This window comes from Leclercia sp. 119287, from assembly GCF_009734485.1.
Classification (GTDB): domain Bacteria; phylum Pseudomonadota; class Gammaproteobacteria; order Enterobacterales; family Enterobacteriaceae; genus Enterobacter; species Enterobacter adecarboxylatus_C.
This window is the reverse complement of sequence record NZ_CP046445.1, coordinates 3,123,043-3,139,472: the sequence shown is the minus strand read 5'-3', so window position 1 is coordinate 3,139,472 and position 16,430 is coordinate 3,123,043. Positions and strand designations below refer to the sequence as shown.

At 52.2% G+C, this 16,430-nt stretch carries 16 protein-coding genes, 1 pseudogene and 1 other annotated feature; of the genes and pseudogenes, 6 read left to right on the top strand and 11 right to left on the bottom strand.

Translation table 11 applies throughout. The annotated features are described in order from the left end of the window. Window positions 1-28 precede the first annotated feature (28 nt). Both GNG27_RS15230 and gndA read left to right on the top strand, forming a co-directional pair. Window positions 29-838: a glycosyltransferase gene (locus tag GNG27_RS15230; RefSeq protein ID WP_156264187.1), complete on the top strand. Its 810-nt coding sequence runs from the start codon at window positions 29-31 to the stop codon at window positions 836-838. Between the two features lie 148 nt (window positions 839-986). Then, window positions 987-2,393 carry an NADP-dependent phosphogluconate dehydrogenase gene (gndA, locus tag GNG27_RS15225; protein ID WP_156264186.1) on the top strand — a complete coding sequence of 469 codons (1,407 nt, stop codon included), beginning with the start codon at window positions 987-989 and terminating at the stop codon, window positions 2,391-2,393. Between the two features lie 316 nt (window positions 2,394-2,709). On the opposite strand, the gene GNG27_RS15220 is transcribed toward gndA, so the two are convergent. Next, the gene (locus GNG27_RS15220; protein WP_156264185.1) at window positions 2,710-3,174 is read right to left on the bottom strand and encodes an acyltransferase; all 465 of its coding nucleotides are present in this window, start codon (window positions 3,172-3,174) and stop codon (window positions 2,710-2,712) included. 431 nt (window positions 3,175-3,605) lie between these two features. Between GNG27_RS15220 and ugd the strand changes: the two genes are divergently transcribed. Beyond that, a complete protein-coding gene (ugd, locus tag GNG27_RS15215) occupies window positions 3,606-4,772 on the top strand; it encodes a UDP-glucose 6-dehydrogenase (RefSeq protein WP_142486359.1) in 1,167 nt (388 codons plus the stop codon). A gap of 45 nt (window positions 4,773-4,817) precedes the next feature. Here ugd and GNG27_RS15210 read toward each other — a convergent pair whose 3' ends face one another. Further along, window positions 4,818-5,822: an NAD-dependent epimerase gene (locus GNG27_RS15210; protein WP_156264184.1), complete on the bottom strand. Its 1,005-nt coding sequence runs from the start codon at window positions 5,820-5,822 to the stop codon at window positions 4,818-4,820. 194 nt (window positions 5,823-6,016) lie between these two features. Here GNG27_RS15210 and wzzB point away from each other — a divergent pair, with 194 nt between their 5' ends. Continuing rightward, window positions 6,017-6,997: an LPS O-antigen chain length determinant protein WzzB gene (gene wzzB / locus GNG27_RS15205; protein WP_156264183.1), complete on the top strand. Its 981-nt coding sequence runs from the start codon at window positions 6,017-6,019 to the stop codon at window positions 6,995-6,997. A gap of 43 nt (window positions 6,998-7,040) precedes the next feature. Here the strand turns inward: wzzB and hisIE are convergent, their stop codons facing one another. The 9 genes from hisIE to hisL form a co-directional block, all read right to left on the bottom strand. Then, window positions 7,041-7,652 carry a bifunctional phosphoribosyl-AMP cyclohydrolase/phosphoribosyl-ATP diphosphatase HisIE gene (hisIE, locus tag GNG27_RS15200; RefSeq protein WP_142486356.1) on the bottom strand — a complete coding sequence of 204 codons (612 nt, stop codon included), beginning with the start codon at window positions 7,650-7,652 and terminating at the stop codon, window positions 7,041-7,043. Further along, the gene (gene hisF, locus GNG27_RS15195) at window positions 7,646-8,422 is read right to left on the bottom strand and encodes an imidazole glycerol phosphate synthase subunit HisF (RefSeq protein WP_142486355.1); all 777 of its coding nucleotides are present in this window, start codon (window positions 8,420-8,422) and stop codon (window positions 7,646-7,648) included. The genes hisIE and hisF overlap by 7 nt, the downstream gene beginning before the upstream one ends. Then, window positions 8,404-9,141, bottom strand: a complete 738-nt coding sequence (hisA, locus tag GNG27_RS15190) for a 1-(5-phosphoribosyl)-5-[(5-phosphoribosylamino)methylideneamino]imidazole-4-carboxamide isomerase (RefSeq protein WP_156264182.1) — start codon at window positions 9,139-9,141, stop codon at window positions 8,404-8,406. Before hisA ends, hisF begins: the two co-directional genes overlap by 19 nt. Continuing rightward, complete coding sequence (gene hisH / locus GNG27_RS15185; protein ID WP_156264181.1) at window positions 9,141-9,731, bottom strand: imidazole glycerol phosphate synthase subunit HisH; 591 nt, start codon at window positions 9,729-9,731, stop codon at window positions 9,141-9,143. Before hisH ends, hisA begins: the two co-directional genes overlap by 1 nt. Continuing rightward, window positions 9,731-10,798, bottom strand: a complete 1,068-nt coding sequence (hisB, locus tag GNG27_RS15180) for a bifunctional histidinol-phosphatase/imidazoleglycerol-phosphate dehydratase HisB (RefSeq protein WP_156264180.1) — start codon at window positions 10,796-10,798, stop codon at window positions 9,731-9,733. The genes hisH and hisB overlap by 1 nt, the downstream gene beginning before the upstream one ends. Next, the gene (gene hisC, locus GNG27_RS15175; RefSeq protein WP_156264179.1) at window positions 10,795-11,856 is read right to left on the bottom strand and encodes a histidinol-phosphate transaminase; all 1,062 of its coding nucleotides are present in this window, start codon (window positions 11,854-11,856) and stop codon (window positions 10,795-10,797) included. The genes hisB and hisC overlap by 4 nt, the downstream gene beginning before the upstream one ends. Next, window positions 11,853-13,157: a histidinol dehydrogenase gene (gene hisD / locus GNG27_RS15170; RefSeq protein ID WP_156264178.1), complete on the bottom strand. Its 1,305-nt coding sequence runs from the start codon at window positions 13,155-13,157 to the stop codon at window positions 11,853-11,855. The genes hisC and hisD overlap by 4 nt, the downstream gene beginning before the upstream one ends. 5 nt (window positions 13,158-13,162) lie before the next feature. Beyond that, window positions 13,163-14,062 carry an ATP phosphoribosyltransferase gene (gene hisG, locus GNG27_RS15165; RefSeq protein WP_103180189.1) on the bottom strand — a complete coding sequence of 300 codons (900 nt, stop codon included), beginning with the start codon at window positions 14,060-14,062 and terminating at the stop codon, window positions 13,163-13,165. A 45-nt stretch (window positions 14,063-14,107) separates the two neighbouring features. Next, window positions 14,108-14,231, bottom strand: a sequence feature (His leader region). Then, on the bottom strand, window positions 14,207-14,257 hold the full coding sequence (hisL, locus tag GNG27_RS15160; RefSeq protein WP_001364200.1) for a his operon leader peptide: 51 nt from the start codon (window positions 14,255-14,257) through the stop codon (window positions 14,207-14,209). (Overlaps the previous feature by 25 nt.) Window positions 14,258-14,431: 174 nt before the next feature. Here hisL and GNG27_RS15155 point away from each other — a divergent pair, with 174 nt between their 5' ends. Both GNG27_RS15155 and GNG27_RS15150 read left to right on the top strand, forming a co-directional pair. Continuing rightward, window positions 14,432-15,259 (top strand): SDR family oxidoreductase, encoded by an 828-nt coding sequence (locus GNG27_RS15155; RefSeq protein ID WP_142486349.1) that lies wholly within the window; start codon window positions 14,432-14,434, stop codon window positions 15,257-15,259. 40 nt (window positions 15,260-15,299) lie between these two features. Then, window positions 15,300-16,285, top strand: a pseudogene (locus tag GNG27_RS15150) (LysR family transcriptional regulator). The last annotated feature ends 145 nt before the right edge of the window (window positions 16,286-16,430 follow it).

Genomic DNA, 16,430 nt, shown 5'->3' with positions numbered 1-16,430 from the left:
TGTTGAGAATACTCTTTCAGGATTGGCCATGAAAATTAGTGTATTACTATCTTTATATAACAAAGAATCGCCAGAATTCCTAAATGTCTGCCTGACAAGTTTGCATGAGCAAACTCTTGCGCCAGATGAAATAGTGATTGTTTTCGATGGGCCTGTCACGCCTGAGTTGAATGATTGTGTAGTTAAGTGGTCCCACAAATTACCTATCATTATTATTCGATTAGATAATAATGTTGGACTTGGTGAAGCACTTAATATCGGACTTAAATCATGTAGCCATAACCTTGTATTCAGGATGGATACTGATGATGTATGTCACAAAGATCGTTTTTTAAAACAACTGTCCTATTTTGAACATAACCCTAAAGTAGGGCTTTTAAGCTCTTCTGTTGGAGAGTTTAAAGAATCTCTTGATGATGTTTATGCATTTCGTAAATTGCCACTAACGCATAATGAAATCATTCGCTATGCTAAAAAAAGAAATCCTTTCAATCACATGGCTGTAGCTTTCAAAAAAGATTTGGTTTTACTTGCGGGGGGCTATAAACGTGAATATTTATACGAGGATTATGCTTTATGGGTAAGAATGATTCAGAATGGCGTGATTACTGCAAATCTACCTGATGTGTTGGTTTATGCCAGAACAGGTAATGGTATGGCAGCAAGGCGTTCAGGAATTAAGTATGCCAAATCAGAATATACAGCACAAGTAAATTTCTACAGGACAGGGCATTTGACTTTAATTGAATTGGTCAGGAATCTTTCAATTAGATTACCGTTAAGGCTTATTCCCGTACGACTATTATCAATTCTGTACTCAACCATTTTACGTAAGTAAGTTATATTTACACTTTTCGGAAAATGCTCTTAACCAATTAAAATCATAATAAATATTTATTCTAAGACACCTATCCGCTAAGATACAGTGTACATTAATATACTTAGCGCACATAATTGCTGAGAAACACACCTGACAGGAGTAAGTAATGTCCAAACAACAGATCGGCGTCGTCGGTATGGCAGTGATGGGGCGCAACCTGGCGCTGAACATTGAAAGCCGTGGTTATACCGTCTCCGTTTTCAACCGCTCCCGTGATAAAACCGAAGAAGTGATTGCCGAGAACCCAGGGAAAAAACTGGTTCCTTTCTATACGGTTCAGGAGTTCGTTGAATCTCTGGAAACGCCTCGTCGTATCCTGTTAATGGTGAAAGCAGGCGCTGGCACAGATGCGGCCATCGACTCCTTGAAACCGTATCTGGAAAAAGGCGACATCATTATCGATGGCGGTAACACCTTCTTCCATGACACCATTCGTCGTAACCGTGAACTTTCTGCAGAAGGCTTCAACTTTATCGGTACCGGTGTATCCGGCGGTGAAGAGGGCGCACTGAAAGGCCCATCCATCATGCCTGGCGGCCAAAAAGATGCTTATGAGCTGGTTGCGCCAATCCTGACAAAAATCGCTGCGGTTGCTGAAGACGGTGAGCCATGCGTGACCTATATCGGTCCTGACGGCGCGGGTCACTATGTGAAGATGGTTCACAACGGTATTGAATACGGTGACATGCAGCTGATCGCAGAAGCCTATTCTCTGCTGAAAGGCGGCCTGAACCTCTCCAACGATGAACTTGCGCAAACCTTCACCGACTGGAACAACGGCGAGCTGAGCAGCTACCTGATCGACATCACCAAAGATATCTTCACCAAGAAAGATGAAGAGGGTAAATACCTGGTCGATGTGATTCTGGATGAAGCGGCGAACAAAGGTACCGGTAAATGGACCAGCCAGAGTTCACTGGATCTGGGCGAGCCACTGTCACTGATCACCGAATCGGTCTTTGCACGTTACATCTCTTCTCTGAAAGAGCAGCGTGTTGCAGCATCTAAAGTGCTGACCGGTCCACAGGCGAAGCTGGCAGGTGATAAAGCAGAATTTATCGAGAAAGTACGTCGCGCACTGTATTTGGGTAAAATCGTCTCCTATGCGCAGGGCTTCTCTCAGCTGCGTGCCGCGTCTGATGAGAGCAACTGGGATCTGAACTACGGTGAAATCGCGAAGATTTTCCGTGCCGGTTGCATCATCCGTGCGCAGTTCCTGCAGAAAATTACCGATGCGTACGCTGAAAATGCGAACATTGCTAACCTGCTGCTGGCTCCATACTTCAAGCAGATTGCTGATGATTACCAGCAGGCGCTGCGTGACGTTGTTGCTTATGCAGTACAGAACGGTATTCCGGTGCCAACCTTCTCTGCTGCAGTCGCTTATTACGACAGCTATCGTGCTGCTGTTCTGCCTGCAAACCTGATTCAGGCGCAGCGCGACTACTTCGGTGCACATACCTATAAACGTACCGATAAAGAAGGCGTGTTCCATACCGAGTGGCTGGAATAATTTTTTAACTCTCCTGGCAGCACGTAAATCTTGTTGCGATGAGTAGTTAATATTTTAAAGCTGATTAGTTCAACCTAAAAGGCTTTAGAGCCTGAGTTCGTTAATTTGCGGACTCAGGCTTTTTTGTTTAAAGATTTGTGATTATTTTCTAACGCGCTTAATCTAAAACATTAAGGAAGCTATCTGCTATAACAAATGAAATAGTATGAAGCAATGGTAAAACAATTTTTGACTTACTATCTATCACATTAATTACTTTGCCACTCGGCATAAAGTAAATGAAATTTAATGCGAGTACGAGGCTAATGTAGATATATTATTCACCCATAATAGAGCGAATAATTTTAGCCGGATTACCTGCAACAATAACATTGTCAGGGATATCTTTTGTTACAACAGACCCGGCTCCAACGATACTATTGTAGCCTATTGTTATTCCTGGCAAGATTGTTGCGTTCGCGCCAACTGATGCACCTTTTTTTATAAGAGTCTTTGGATATTCAGCTGAATAATGTTTGGAACGTGGGTACATATCATTGGTAAATGCAGCGCAAGGACCAATAAATACATTATCCTCTAATGTAATTCCATCCCATAAATATACACCTGATTTTATTGTTACATTATTGCCAATGAGTACTTTATTTTCTATAAGTGTATGTGCACAAATATTGCAGTTCTCACCAATTACAGCATTTTCAAATATCACTGCATATTGCCAAACAGTCGTACCTGAACCAATGTTCTTCGATTTTACATCACTTAATGCATGAATTTTCATTTTATTCCTGATGAGTTTGATCAATTATTTTTACATTTTAGCAAAAAATAAATTTGGTGAAAAGTGCATTTAAAAGCGTAGCTCTATGCGTGAAAGAAGTAGCATTCCCTTATCACAATATTCTGAAATGAAGGAACTGGTTAAACTACCGTTTTTCACCTCAAGTTAGCTGGATTAATCTGATTTAACTCAGTCATGTAGCGATACCTGGTTAAGCTCACCTGGGTTTTTTATCTATACAATCCCCGTGTTGCCTAACCTGGTTTATCCGAAGGGCTATAATGCAGCATAAACCACTGCAATCGTCCCATTCTGCAGCCAGCCATTCGCCTTGACATCAACTCAGCATACGAGGTACAAACCCCAAAAGTTGCTCATTGCGGTGGGGCGGCAGTCGTCCCCGGACACTTAATCTCAAAGAAGTTAAATCAATGAAAATAACAATCTCAGGAACAGGTTATGTGGGTCTCTCTAACGGGATCCTGATTGCACAGCACCATGAAGTGGTGGCTCTGGATATCGTGCAGGCCAAGGTTGATATGCTTAACCAGAAGATCTCGCCAATAGTGGATAAAGAGATCCAGGACTATCTGACCAATAAGCCGTTGAATTTTCGTGCCACGACAGACAAAGTTGACGCCTACAGCGGTGCGGATTATGTGATCATTGCGACGCCAACTGACTACGATCCGAAAACCAACTATTTCAACACTTCAAGCGTAGAAGCGGTGATTAAGGATGTAACGGCGATTAACCCGAACGCCGTGATGATCATTAAATCGACCATTCCTGTCGGCTTTACCCAATCCATCAAAGAAGAGCTGGGTATCGATAATGTCATTTTCTCACCGGAGTTTCTGCGTGAGGGCAGGGCATTGTACGATAACCTGCACCCGTCACGTATCGTCATTGGGGAGCGCTCGGAGCGAGCGGAACGTTTTGCTGCTCTGCTGCAGGAAGGCGCCATTAAAAAAGACATCAATGTCCTGTTTACCGATGCGACAGAAGCTGAAGCTATCAAACTCTTTGCCAATACTTATCTGGCAATGCGTGTCGCCTACTTTAACGAGCTGGACAGCTACGCTGAGAGCTTGGGGTTGAACACCCGGCAGATCATCGAAGGCGTCTGCCTTGATCCGCGTATTGGCAACCACTATAACAACCCTTCCTTTGGTTACGGCGGTTACTGTTTGCCGAAAGATACCAAGCAGCTGCTGGCCAACTACCAGGCCGTACCGAACAACATAATCTCTGCGATTGTAGATGCTAACCGCACGCGTAAGGACTTCATCTCCGACTCTATCCTGGCACGACAGCCCAAAGTCGTGGGCGTGTACCGTCTGATTATGAAGAGCGGGTCGGATAACTTCCGTGCTTCATCCATTCAGGGGATCATGAAACGTATTAAGGCGAAGGGCGTTCAGGTCATCATTTATGAACCGGTAATGAAAGAAGATGAATTTTTCCATTCACGTGTGGTTCGCGATCTGGATGCCTTCAAGAAAGAAGCGGACGTGATTATCTCCAACCGGATGGCGGAAGAACTGTCTGACGTGGCGGATAAGGTCTATACCCGCGATCTTTTTGGCAGTGACTGATTGCTCTGTAGCATGAAAAAGCCCGGCGTAATCGCCGGGCTTTTTTTAGACTTTGTAAAATTCGCGATACCAGTCAACGAAGTTCTTCACGCCTTCTTTAACCGAGGTCTGCGGCTTAAAGCCTATGACGTCATACAGCGCCGTAGTATCCGCGCTGGTTTCCAGCACATCACCAGGCTGAATCGGCATCAGGTTTTTGTCCGCTTCAATGCCTAACGCCTCTTCCAGCGCCGTGATGTAATCCATCAGTTCGACAGGCGAGCTGTTACCGATATTATAGACACGATAAGGGGCGGAACTGGTGGCCGGGGAGCCTGATTCAACGGTCCACTCGCTGTCAGCCTGCGGGATCACATCCTGCAGGCGAACAATCGCTTCGGCAATATCATCGATATAGGTAAAGTCGCGCTTCATCTTACCGAAGTTATAAACGTCAATGCTTTTTCCTTCCACCATGGCTTTGGTGAATTTAAACAGCGCCATGTCGGGACGGCCCCAGGGGCCATATACGGTAAAGAAGCGCAGGCCGGTCGTTGGCAGTCCATACAGATGCGAGTAGGTGTGCGACATCAGTTCGTTAGCTTTTTTAGTCGCGGCATACAGCGATACCGGATGATCAACGGAATCGTCGGTAGAGAAAGGCATCTTACGGTTTAGTCCGTAAACGGAGCTTGAAGATGCATATAGCAAGTGTTGCACCTTATTATGACGACAGCCTTCCAGCACGTTCAGATGACCTACCAGATTGGCTTCGGCATAGGCATGTGGGTTGTCCAGGGAATAACGTACGCCCGCCTGAGCGGCGAGATGGATCACGCGATCAAATTTTTCCGCAGCGAAGAGAACAGCCATACCTTCTCGATCTGCCAGATCAAGCTTATGGAAAGTAAAGTTCGCGGATGTTAGCAGATCAAGACGCGCCTGCTTCAGGCTCACATCGTAATAGTCATTGAGGTTGTCGATACCCACAACCTGATGCCCGGCATCCAGGAGCCGTTTGCTGACATAAGCGCCGATAAAACCCGCTGCGCCAGTGACCAGAAATTTCATAACTGTCCTCATCTGTTACTTACCATGCCCGGTGCGTTAAATACCGGATTTAAGGTATGATAACGCGATGCGCAGGGTTCCCAAACATCATATTTTCGATATGGCTAATCGGATTCCTATAGAAAATCCGTCAACAATCGATAAACTATATCTGAAACTTTATTATTTGCGCTTTTTGGCCTTCTAAGGATTATATGACGCAGAACAACAATAACGTGGTCACGCGAAGCAGTGACCCTGAGCAGATTGATTTGATTGATCTTTTGGTACAGCTGTGGCGTGGGAAATGGTTAATCGCTGCGTTTGTCGTTATCGCTCTAGTGGTTGCCGGTGCATACCTGGCTTTTGCCAAAGAGAAATGGACATCTACCGCGATTATCGCTCAACCTGATGCAGCTCAAATAGGCAGTTACAGCAACGCGCTAAATATCCTTTATGGTAGTAATGCGCCGAAATTAACCGAAATTCAAGAAAGCGTAATCACGCGCTATAACGCCTCTTTCTCTGCGCTTTCCCAGACGCTGGAAAACAAGACTGACGCAGAAAAACTGACTATCGAGCCTGCAGTAAGAGGTCAGGATTTCCCTTTAAGTATCAAATATGTAAGTGGCTCGGCAGAAGCGGCGCAAAAGCAGGTGGCGCAATATATTCAGCAGGTAGATGAGCTGATTCAAAAAGAGCTTCAAGTAGATCTTAACGATAACATTAAGCAGCAGATCATCAGCTTGAAGGATGTACTGAGTAACCAGGAAACCATCGCTCAGGAGCAAAAAGATCTGCGGATCAAACAGATCACGGAAGCATTGAAATATGCTGAGGCAGCAAACGTTACAACCCCAAAAATTCAGCAGACACAAGATGTTACGCAAGAATCAATGTTTCTGTTAGGTACCGAAGCGTTGCAATCCATGATTGCTCATGAATCTTCACGTCCGCTGACGCTGTCCGACAGCTACTATCAAAACAAACAGAAACTGCTCGATATTCAGAAACTGAAAATCGATCCCACCACCATCCATGCGTATCGTTACGTAATGAAGCCAGATCTGCCGATTCGCCGTGACAGCCCGAAACGTTCAATCGTACTGATCCTCGCGGTACTGTTGGGTGGGATTATTGGCTCTGGCGTCGTCTTAGGTCGTAACGCTCTGCGCAACTACCAGACCAGAGCCTGATACAGGCCTGCAAGCTGAAAAAAACCGGGTTTCCCCGGTTTTTTTATTTGTGTCGCTGTCGCAGATTCTCAATCACCGTCGTTAAATCCAGGTCCTGATCCTGCAGCAGCACCAGCAGGTGATACATCAGGTCAGAGGCTTCATTTGTCAGCTCAGCCCGGTCGTTAACGGTCGCGGCCAGGGCTGTCTCTACGCCTTCTTCGCCCACTTTCTGCGCAATGCGCTTGGTGCCGCTGGCATAGAGCTTCGCAGTGTAGGAGCTTTCCGGGTCGGCAGTTTTGCGCTCGGCCAGCAGTTGTTCCAGCTGATACAGGAACAGCCACTGGTGGCTGGCATCGCCAAAGCAGCTGCTGGTGCCCAGATGGCAGGTCGGCCCGATTGGGTTCACCAGTACCAGCAAGGTATCGTTATCGCAGTCCGGGGTGATGCTGACCACGTTCAGAAAATGGCCGGAGGTTTCGCCCTTGGTCCACAGACGCTGTTTAGTGCGCGAGAAAAAGGTCACTTTGCCGCTGTCGATGGTCTTCGCCAGCGCGTCCTGATTCATATAACCCAGCATCAGCACTTCACCGGATACCGCGTGCTGCACGACCACCGGCATTAAGCCGTCAGTTTTTTCCCAGTCCAGCTGCGCACGTTGTTGCTCTGTTAACATACCCTGATCTCCACGCCCTGATTTGCCAGGAACGTTTTTAACTCACCAATATTAATAATCTGCTTGTGGAACACCGAGGCCGCTAGCGCGCCGTCAACGTCGGCATCGCGGAAGGCTTCAAGGAAGTGCTCCATCGTACCCGCGCCGCCAGAGGCGATCAGCGGCACATGGCATACCTCGCGCACTTTTTTCAGCTGCGCCAGGTCATAGCCGTTACGTACGCCATCCTGGTTCATCATGTTCAGCACGATCTCACCCGCGCCGCGCTTCTGCACTTCCTGCACCCAGTCCAGCGTCTCCCACTGGGTGACGCGGGTACGGCTCTCATCGCCGGTATATTGATTGACGTGATATTTGCCGGTGGCGTCGTCAAACCAGGTATCAATCCCGACCACGATACACTGTACGCCAAAACGATCGGCCAGACGGGTGATGAGCTCAGGATCGGCCAGGGCAGGGGAGTTAATGGAAATTTTGTCGGCGCCGAAGGAGAGGATCTTTGACGCGTCGTCTGCCGATTTAATCCCACCCGCTACGCAGAAAGGAATATCAATCACTTCCGCAACGCGCGCGACCCAGCTTTTATCCACCACACGGCCATCGCTTGAGGCGGTAATATCGTAGAAGACCAGCTCATCCGCACCTTCCTCCGCATAGCGTTTTGCCAGGGGAACGATATCGCCGATAATCTCGTGGTTGCGAAACTGCACGCCTTTTACGACCTGACCATTACGCACGTCGAGACAAGGAATTATCCGTTTTGCCAGCATTGAATCGCCTCCTTAACCGTAAATTTTTCTTCCAGCAGGGCGCGCCCAACGATGACCCCACGTACACCAGTCCCGTTCAGGGCGGCAATATCATTCAAATCACCAATGCCGCCGGATGACTGGAACGCCACCTGTGGATAACGGGCACAGACCTCTTCATACAGCGACACGTTAGAACCGGCCAGCGTGCCGTCGCGGGAGATATCAGTGCACAAAACATGCTTCAGACCCACCGGCAGATAGCGCTCCACCAGCGCTTCCAGGGTCACGCCGGAGTTCTCCTGCCAGCCGCTGACCGCGACCTGTTTGTTACCCTGTTCGTCGATACGCACGTCCAGCGCCAGCACCAGCACGTCGGCGCCAAAGCGCCTGAACCAGCCCTGTACCGTCTCAGGATCTTTTACCGCCGTAGAGCCCACCACCACGCGCGCCACGCCGGCTTCCAGCAGCGCCGCTACGTCCTCTTCGGTGCGCACGCCGCCGCCAACCTGGACCGGAACGTTCACGCCCGCGACCAGTTTTTTCAGCAGTGGGATCTGGCGTTTGGCCGGATCTTTCGCGCCGGTCAGGTCAACCAGGTGCAGCACCTCGGCTCCCTGCGCGGCATAGTCCTGCAGACGCGGCAGCGGATCGTTGCCGTAGTCGCGTTGCTGACCGTAATCGCCCTGGTGCAGACGAACAACCGTGCCGTCAATTAAATCTAAAGCGGGAATAATCATTACATCTCCAGGAAGTTTTTCAGCAACTGCGCGCCAGCGGCCCCGGAACGCTCCGGGTGAAACTGCACGCCGTAGAAATTGTCTTTCTGCACCGCGGCGGTGAAGGGCTCGCCGTAATGGCACTGGGCGATGGTATTCGCGTTTACCGGCATCGCGTAGCTGTGCACGAAATAGAAATACGCTCCGTCCTCAATACCGCGGAACAGTCGATCGCCCGCTTTGGGATAGACCTGGTTCCAGCCCATGTGCGGCAGCGGCAGGCCGTGGTCGGTCATTTTCGGCACGTCCTCGTCGATGATGCCCAGCAGATCCACGCCGTTGGACTCTTCACTGCGACGCCCCAGCAGCTGCATGCCCAGACAGATACCCAGCACCGGCTGGGTACAGGCTTTAATCAGATCAACCAGCTCACGCTGGTGGATCTGATCCATCGCCGCCTGCGCCGTACCGACGCCCGGTAAAAAGAGTTTGCTTGCGTGCAGCACCACATCCGGGTCGCGGCTGACCAGCGGGTCGTAACCGTGGCGGGCAATCGCGGATTTCACCGAATTGAGGTTGGCGCAGCCGGTATCGAGGATCACCACGTTCATTACAGCACTCCTTTCGACGACGGCAGGGTATCGCCTTCCACGCGAATGGCCTGGCGCAGGGTGCGGCCGAAGGCCTTAAACAGGCTCTCCACGCGGTGGTGATCGTTCTTACCTTTGGTTTTCAGGTGCAGCGTCAGGCCCATGGTGTAGGAGAGGGAGCGGAAAAAGTGCTCAACCATCTCGGTGCTCAGGTCGCCCACGCGCTGATAGGTAAAGTCGGCTTTATATTCCAGGTGCGGGCGGCCGGAGATATCCAGCGCACAGCGAGCCAGGCACTCATCCATCGGCAGTACAAAGCCAAAACGGCTGATGCCGCGCTTGTCACCCAGCGCCAGCTTCAGCGCTTCACCCAGCGCCAGGCCGGTATCTTCCACGGTATGGTGATCGTCAATGTAGAGATCGCCCTTAACGCCGATCTCCATGCGGAAGCCGCCATGGGTGGCGATCTGATCCAGCATATGATCGAAGAAGCCCACGCCGGTGTGGATCTTGCTGCCGCCTTCGCGATCCAGCCACACCTTGACGTCAATCTGCGTCTCTTTGGTATTGCGCTCCACGTGGGAGTAGCGGTCCCGTTTGGTCAGCTGATCGCCAATCATCGCCCAGTTCAGACCCTCACGCTGATAGCGCAGGCCGGTGATGCCCATGTTGGTCGCCAGCTCGATATCCGTAGCGCGATCGCCGATGACATAGCTGTTGGCTTTATCCAGCGCCGTGTCTGCCAGGTACTGCTCAACCAGCTTCACTTTCGGCTTACGGCAGTCGCAGTTGTCGGCAGGCAGATGCGGACAAATCAACACCTCATCAAACACCACGCCCTGAGAGGTGAGGATCTGCATCATCAGGTCGTGCGGGCCGTCAAAATCAGCCTGCGGGAAGCTATTAGTGCCGAGGCCGTCCTGATTAGTGATCATCACCAGCTTAAAACCGGCTTTCTGCAGTTTCAGCAGCACCGGAATAACGTCGGCTTCAAAGGCCAGCTTGTCGAAACGATCGACCTGATAATCACTGGGTGGTTCCGAAATGATAGTGCCGTCACGATCGATAAAAAGGTACTTCTGGCTCATACTTTCTCCGCATTCAGGGCGTCGATAACGCGCTGGCTCTCTTCCCGGGTGCCCACGGTAATGCGTAAGCAGCCACTCAAAGAGGGTTGTTTGTTCTGGTCTCGTAAGATAATGCCCTGATCCCATAAAGATTTAAACACTGCACTCGAGGCGGTAAAACGCGCCAGAATATAGTTGGTTTCCGAGTCGAAAACCTGCTCCACGCAGGGGATAGTTTTTAACTGGCTGACTAGATACGTACGCTCGTCGACGATCTGCGCCACACGACGCCGCATGGCGGTGATGCCGTCTGGCGACAGCGCCTGGGCGGCGATATCCGCTACCGGCGTCGAGAGCGGATAAGGCGCAATCACCTTCATCAGCAGATCAATCACCTCTTTATTCGCCAGCGTAAAACCGCAGCGCAGCCCGGCCAGGGCGAAGGCTTTTGACAGGGTACGCAGGATCACCAGGTGCGGATACTCCGCCAGCCAGCCGGCAAGCGTCGCCTGCGGGCAAAACTCAATATAGGCTTCATCGGCCACCACCAGCGCTTTACCGCGGGTCATATCCAGCAACGTGCGGATATCCTGCGGGTTAATCAACTGGCCGGTGGGGTTGTTCGGGCTGCAGACAAACACCACCTTCACGCCGTCGAGATTGTCGGCAATGCCCTGCAAATCGAGCTGCCAGTTTTCCAGAGCAGGCACTTTACGCAGCTCAACGTTAAAGGTTTCGGCGCTGACGCTGTACATCCCGTAGGTCGGCGGGCAGTAGAGCACCGCGTCTTTACCCGGCTCGCAGAAGGCGCGGATCAGCAGTTCAATGCCTTCATCCGCCCCGCGGCTGACCAGCACCTGCTCCGGCTGTACCCCGGCATAGGCCGCATAGTTCTCGATCACCGCTTTCGGCTGACACTCCGGGTAGCGGTTCAGCGTCTGCTGGGTCAGCTCGAAGCTGACGGCAGTGGGGAATTCATTGGCGTTCAGCCAGACATCGCCATTACCACCCAGACGGCGGGCAGACTGATATGGGGTCAGGGCGCGAACGTTGTCGCGGGCTAACTCTTCAATACTCATGCTTGCTCCTTCAGGGCGGCAACGCGCAGCGTCACGGCATTTTTGTGGGCGGTCAGACGTTCGGCGGCGGCCAGCGTTTCGATGGTAGAGGCCAGTGAGGCAAAGCCCTCGCGGGAAAGCTCCTGCACGGTCATGCGCTTCTGGAAATCCGCCAGTCCCAGGCTGGAACAGGTGGCGGTATAGCCGTAGGTCGGCAGCACGTGGTTGGTTCCGGAGGCGTAATCGCCTGCGGATTCCGGGGACCAGTCACCAAGGAACACCGAACCGGCGCTGGTGATGCTGTCCACCAGCTCACGGGCGTTGCGGGTCTGAATGATCAGGTGCTCAGGGCCGTAGAGGTTGGAGATAGCGATGCACTGGGCCAGATCCCGGGCCACGATCAGGCGGCTGGCGGAGAGCGCCTGGCGGGCGGTTTCTGCACGCGGCAGATCGGCCAGCTGACGTTCAACCGCTTCGCCCACGCGTTTTGCCATACCGGCATCCGGCGTCAGCAGGATCACCTGCGAGTCCGGGCCGTGCTCTGCCTGGGAGAGCAAATCGGAGGCCACGAAATCAGGCGTCGCGCCGCTGTCGGCGATGACCAGCACTTCCGACGGGCCGGCCGGCATATCGATGGCCGCGCCGTCCAGCCGCTGGCTGACCTGACGCTTGGCTTCGGTCACAAACGCATTGCCCGGCCCGAAGATTTTATCCACCCGCGGCACAGATTCGGTGCCCAGCGCCAGCGCCGCGATAGCCTGCGCCCCGCCGACGTTGAAAATCTCCTGCACGCCGCACAGCTGCGCGGCATACAGAATTTCATCGGCAATCGGCGGCGGAGAGCAGAGCACCACTTTGCGACAGCCGGCGATACGGGCAGGGGTCGCCAGCATCAATACGGTTGAGAAGAGGGGGGCGGAGCCACCCGGAATATACAAGCCCACCGAGTCGACCGGACGGGTCACCTGCTGGCAGCGCACGCCGGGCAGGGTTTCCACATCGACGGTTTGCAGCTTCTGCGCGGTGTGGAAGGTATCAATGTTCTGCACCGCGACGGCCATCGCCTGCTTTAACTCATCGCTGAGACGCGCGGCGGCTTCGGCAATCGTCTGCTCGCTTACCTTCAGCGCGCCGACCTCGGTTTTGTCGAATTTCGCGCTGTACTCCCGCAGGGCATCGTCGCCACGGGTTTTCACATTTTCCAGAATTTCCGCCACGGTGCGGGTAATGCTTTCCGACGCAGAGATGGCCGGGCGCATCAGCAATTCACGCTGCTGTTCTGCGCTACAGGTGTTCCAGTCGATAACGGTGTTAAAAGTCATGGTTGTTACTCCATCATCTTCTCAATCGGCAACACCAGGATTGAGCTGGCGCCCAGCGCTTTCAGTTTTTCCATAGTTTCCCAGAACAGGGTTTCGCTGCTGACCATATGCATCGCCACGCGTTGCTGATCCCCTGCCAGCGGCAGAATGGTTGGGCGTTCAGCACCCGGCAACAGGGCAATGACTTCATCCAGACGCTCGGTCGGGGCGTGCATCATGATGTATTTCGATTCGCGGGCCTGGATCACCCCCTGAATACGGGTCAGCAGGCGGTCAATCAGCTGCTGTTTGGCTTCCGGCATCTCGCCGTCGCGCTGGATCAGGCAGGCTTTGGAGCGGTAGATCACTTCCACTTCGCGCAGGCCGTTGGCTTCCAGGGTGGCGCCGGTGGAGACCAGGTCACAAATCGCGTCAGCCAGGCCGGCACGCGGGGCCACTTCGACAGAGCCGTTCAGCAGGCAGGATTTGAACTGCACCCCTTTCTGATCGAGGTAACGCTTCAGCAGGTGAGGGTAGGAAGTCGCGATACGCTTGCCGTTCAGGGAAGCCGGACCGTCCCAGGGTTCGTCTGCCGCGGTCGCCAGCGACAGGCGGCAGCCGCCAAAGTCCAGGCGACGCAGGGTAAAGTAGCGCGGGTCTTCTCCCTGCGCGCGGCGGGTCAGGAGCTCTTCTTCCAGCACGTTTTCGCCAATGATGCCCAGATCCACTACGCCGTCCATGACCAGGCCCGGAATGTCGTCGTCACGCACGCGCAGAATATCAATCGGCATGTTCTCTGCCAGCGCAATCAGGCGCTGAGTGTGCAGGTTAATTTTAATGCCGCAGCGGGCCAGCAGTTCGCGGGAGTCGTCGCTAAGACGACCTGATTTCTGCATAGCTATGCGTAAACGTGAATTATCTAACATTGTCGGTTCCTCATGATCCTGTTGTAACTTGCCTGAATACGGTCCAAAAAAAAGCCCCCGGAAGATGATCTTCCGGGGGCTTTTTCTTGCGTTCATGCACCGCTGGAAGATCTAACTGTCTTCCAGCACACATCGCCTGAAAGACTAGTCAGGATGATGGTGATGATGGTGGTGTTTAAATTGAACGCGTGTCATAAAATTCTCGATGAATGCTTATTCATGTGATGTCGTTTAACCTAAACCACTTGCGCTACATAAAGCAAGGGCTTTTTTTAATCATTAAATGATTTCATATTGGTGCTATCAATTGTCAGTTGCGTATGGCTGGCGTAGCCTTAAAGCAGAGGCGTAAACGTCAGGAGAAAACGCATGAAAAAGGTCGCAATTGTCGGTCTGGGATGGCTTGGAATGCCGCTGGCCATGTCGCTACTGGCGCGGGGCTGGGAGGTCACCGGCAGTAAAACCACAGCGGATGGGGTCGAAGCGGCGCGAATGTGCGGCATCGAAAGCGTTGAATTGCGCCTGGAGCCAGAGCTGGTGTGCAACACCGACGATCTGGATACGCTGATGAGTGATGTGGATGCGCTGGTGATCACGCTGCCGGCGCGTCGCACCGGGCCGGGGGAGTCTTATTATCTGCAGGCAGTCCAGGAAATTGTCGACAGCGCCCTGGCGTACCATATTCCCCGCATTATTTTCACCAGCTCCACGTCGGTATATGGCGATGTGGAAGGCGCGGTGAAAGAGAATATGCCGCGCCAGCCGGTGACGGCCAGCGGGCGGGTATTAAAAGAGCTGGAAGACTGGCTGCATAATTTACCCGGCACCCAGGTGGATATATTACGCCTGGCGGGGCTGGTGGGGCCCGGTCGTCATCCCGGTCGTTTTTTTGCCGGAAAATCAGCACCTGATGGACAACATGGCGTCAATCTGGTGCATCTTGAAGACGTGATCGGCGCAATTACCCTGCTATTACAGGCCCCGAAGGGCGGGCACATCTATAATATATGTGCGCCCTCTCATCCAACACGCAGTACATTTTATCCGGTGATGTCGCGTCAGCTCGGCCTGGCACCGCCGCACTTCCACGATGCCCCCGGAGAGGGGAAGGGCAAATTGATTGATGGGAACCGCATCTGTCATGAACTGGGATTTGAGTATCTCTTTCCCGATCCGCTGGTTATGCCTATGGAGTAACGCCGCTGGCGGAGCGTAAGCGCACCACAAGGGGGTGAGCATGAAACCGCTGCTGGATGTCCTTATTATCCTTGATGCACTGGAAAAGGAGGGGAGCTTTGCTGCGGCCTCGGCGAAGCTCTTTAAAACCCCCTCAGCGCTCAGCTACACCGTTCACAAGCTCGAAAGCGATCTTAATATTCAGATCCTGGACCGCTCCGGCCACCGGGCGCGCTTTACCCGAACCGGGCAAATGCTGCTGGAGAAAGGGCGGGACGTACTGCATACGGTACGTGAGCTGGAAAAGCAGGCCGTTAAACTGCATCAGGGCTGGGAAAACGAGCTGATTATCGGAGTCGATGATACCTTTCCGTTTTCCCTGCTGGCACCGCTTATCGAGGCCTTTTACGAGCGACACAGCGTTACCCGTCTCAAGTTTATCAATGGCGTGCTGGCCGGCTCCTGGGAGTCGCTGGTGCAGGGGCGGGCGGATGTTGTCGTCGGCGCACTGCATGAGCCGCCGCAGCTCAGCGATTTTGGCTTTGCCTGTCTCGGGCAACTGGAACAGGTATTTGTCATCGCTCCACACCATCCGCTGGCCCAGGAGCCGGAGCCGGTGAATCGCCGGACGATCAAAAATTATCGCGCTATCGTGGTGGGTGACAGTTCCTTACCCGGCTGCGCGGTCTCTTCCCAGCTACTGGACGATCAGGAAGCTATTACCGTATTTGATTATAAAACCAAGCTGGAGCTGCAAATTAGCGGCTTAGGCTGCGGCTATCTGCCACGTTATTTAGCCCAGCGCTTTATTGAAAGCGGTGCGCTGGTAGAGAAACAGGTCATCGCGCAATCCAGCTATGATTCCGTATGGATTGGCTGGAATGAGCAGACCGCGGGGCTTGCCAGTGCATGGTGGCGACAAGAAATTTTAGCAAATAGTGCTATCGCTGCCGTTTATGCACAGGGCGCCGCTGAGAAATCAGGCGATTAAATAAAAATTTAACTTTAGGATGCCTTTCGATCTCTTGCATTTTCACTATCATTTAGGGAAAATGCGCCGCAGCAAACATGGAATAATCGACGATATAAAAGGCGTCGGTTATTTTTTTTTGCATGTAAGAAAACCATTAAATCCAAGAGGCCGGGCTTCGTACCGGATAGATATTTACTAAAATCCGACAGTTGTTGTCGC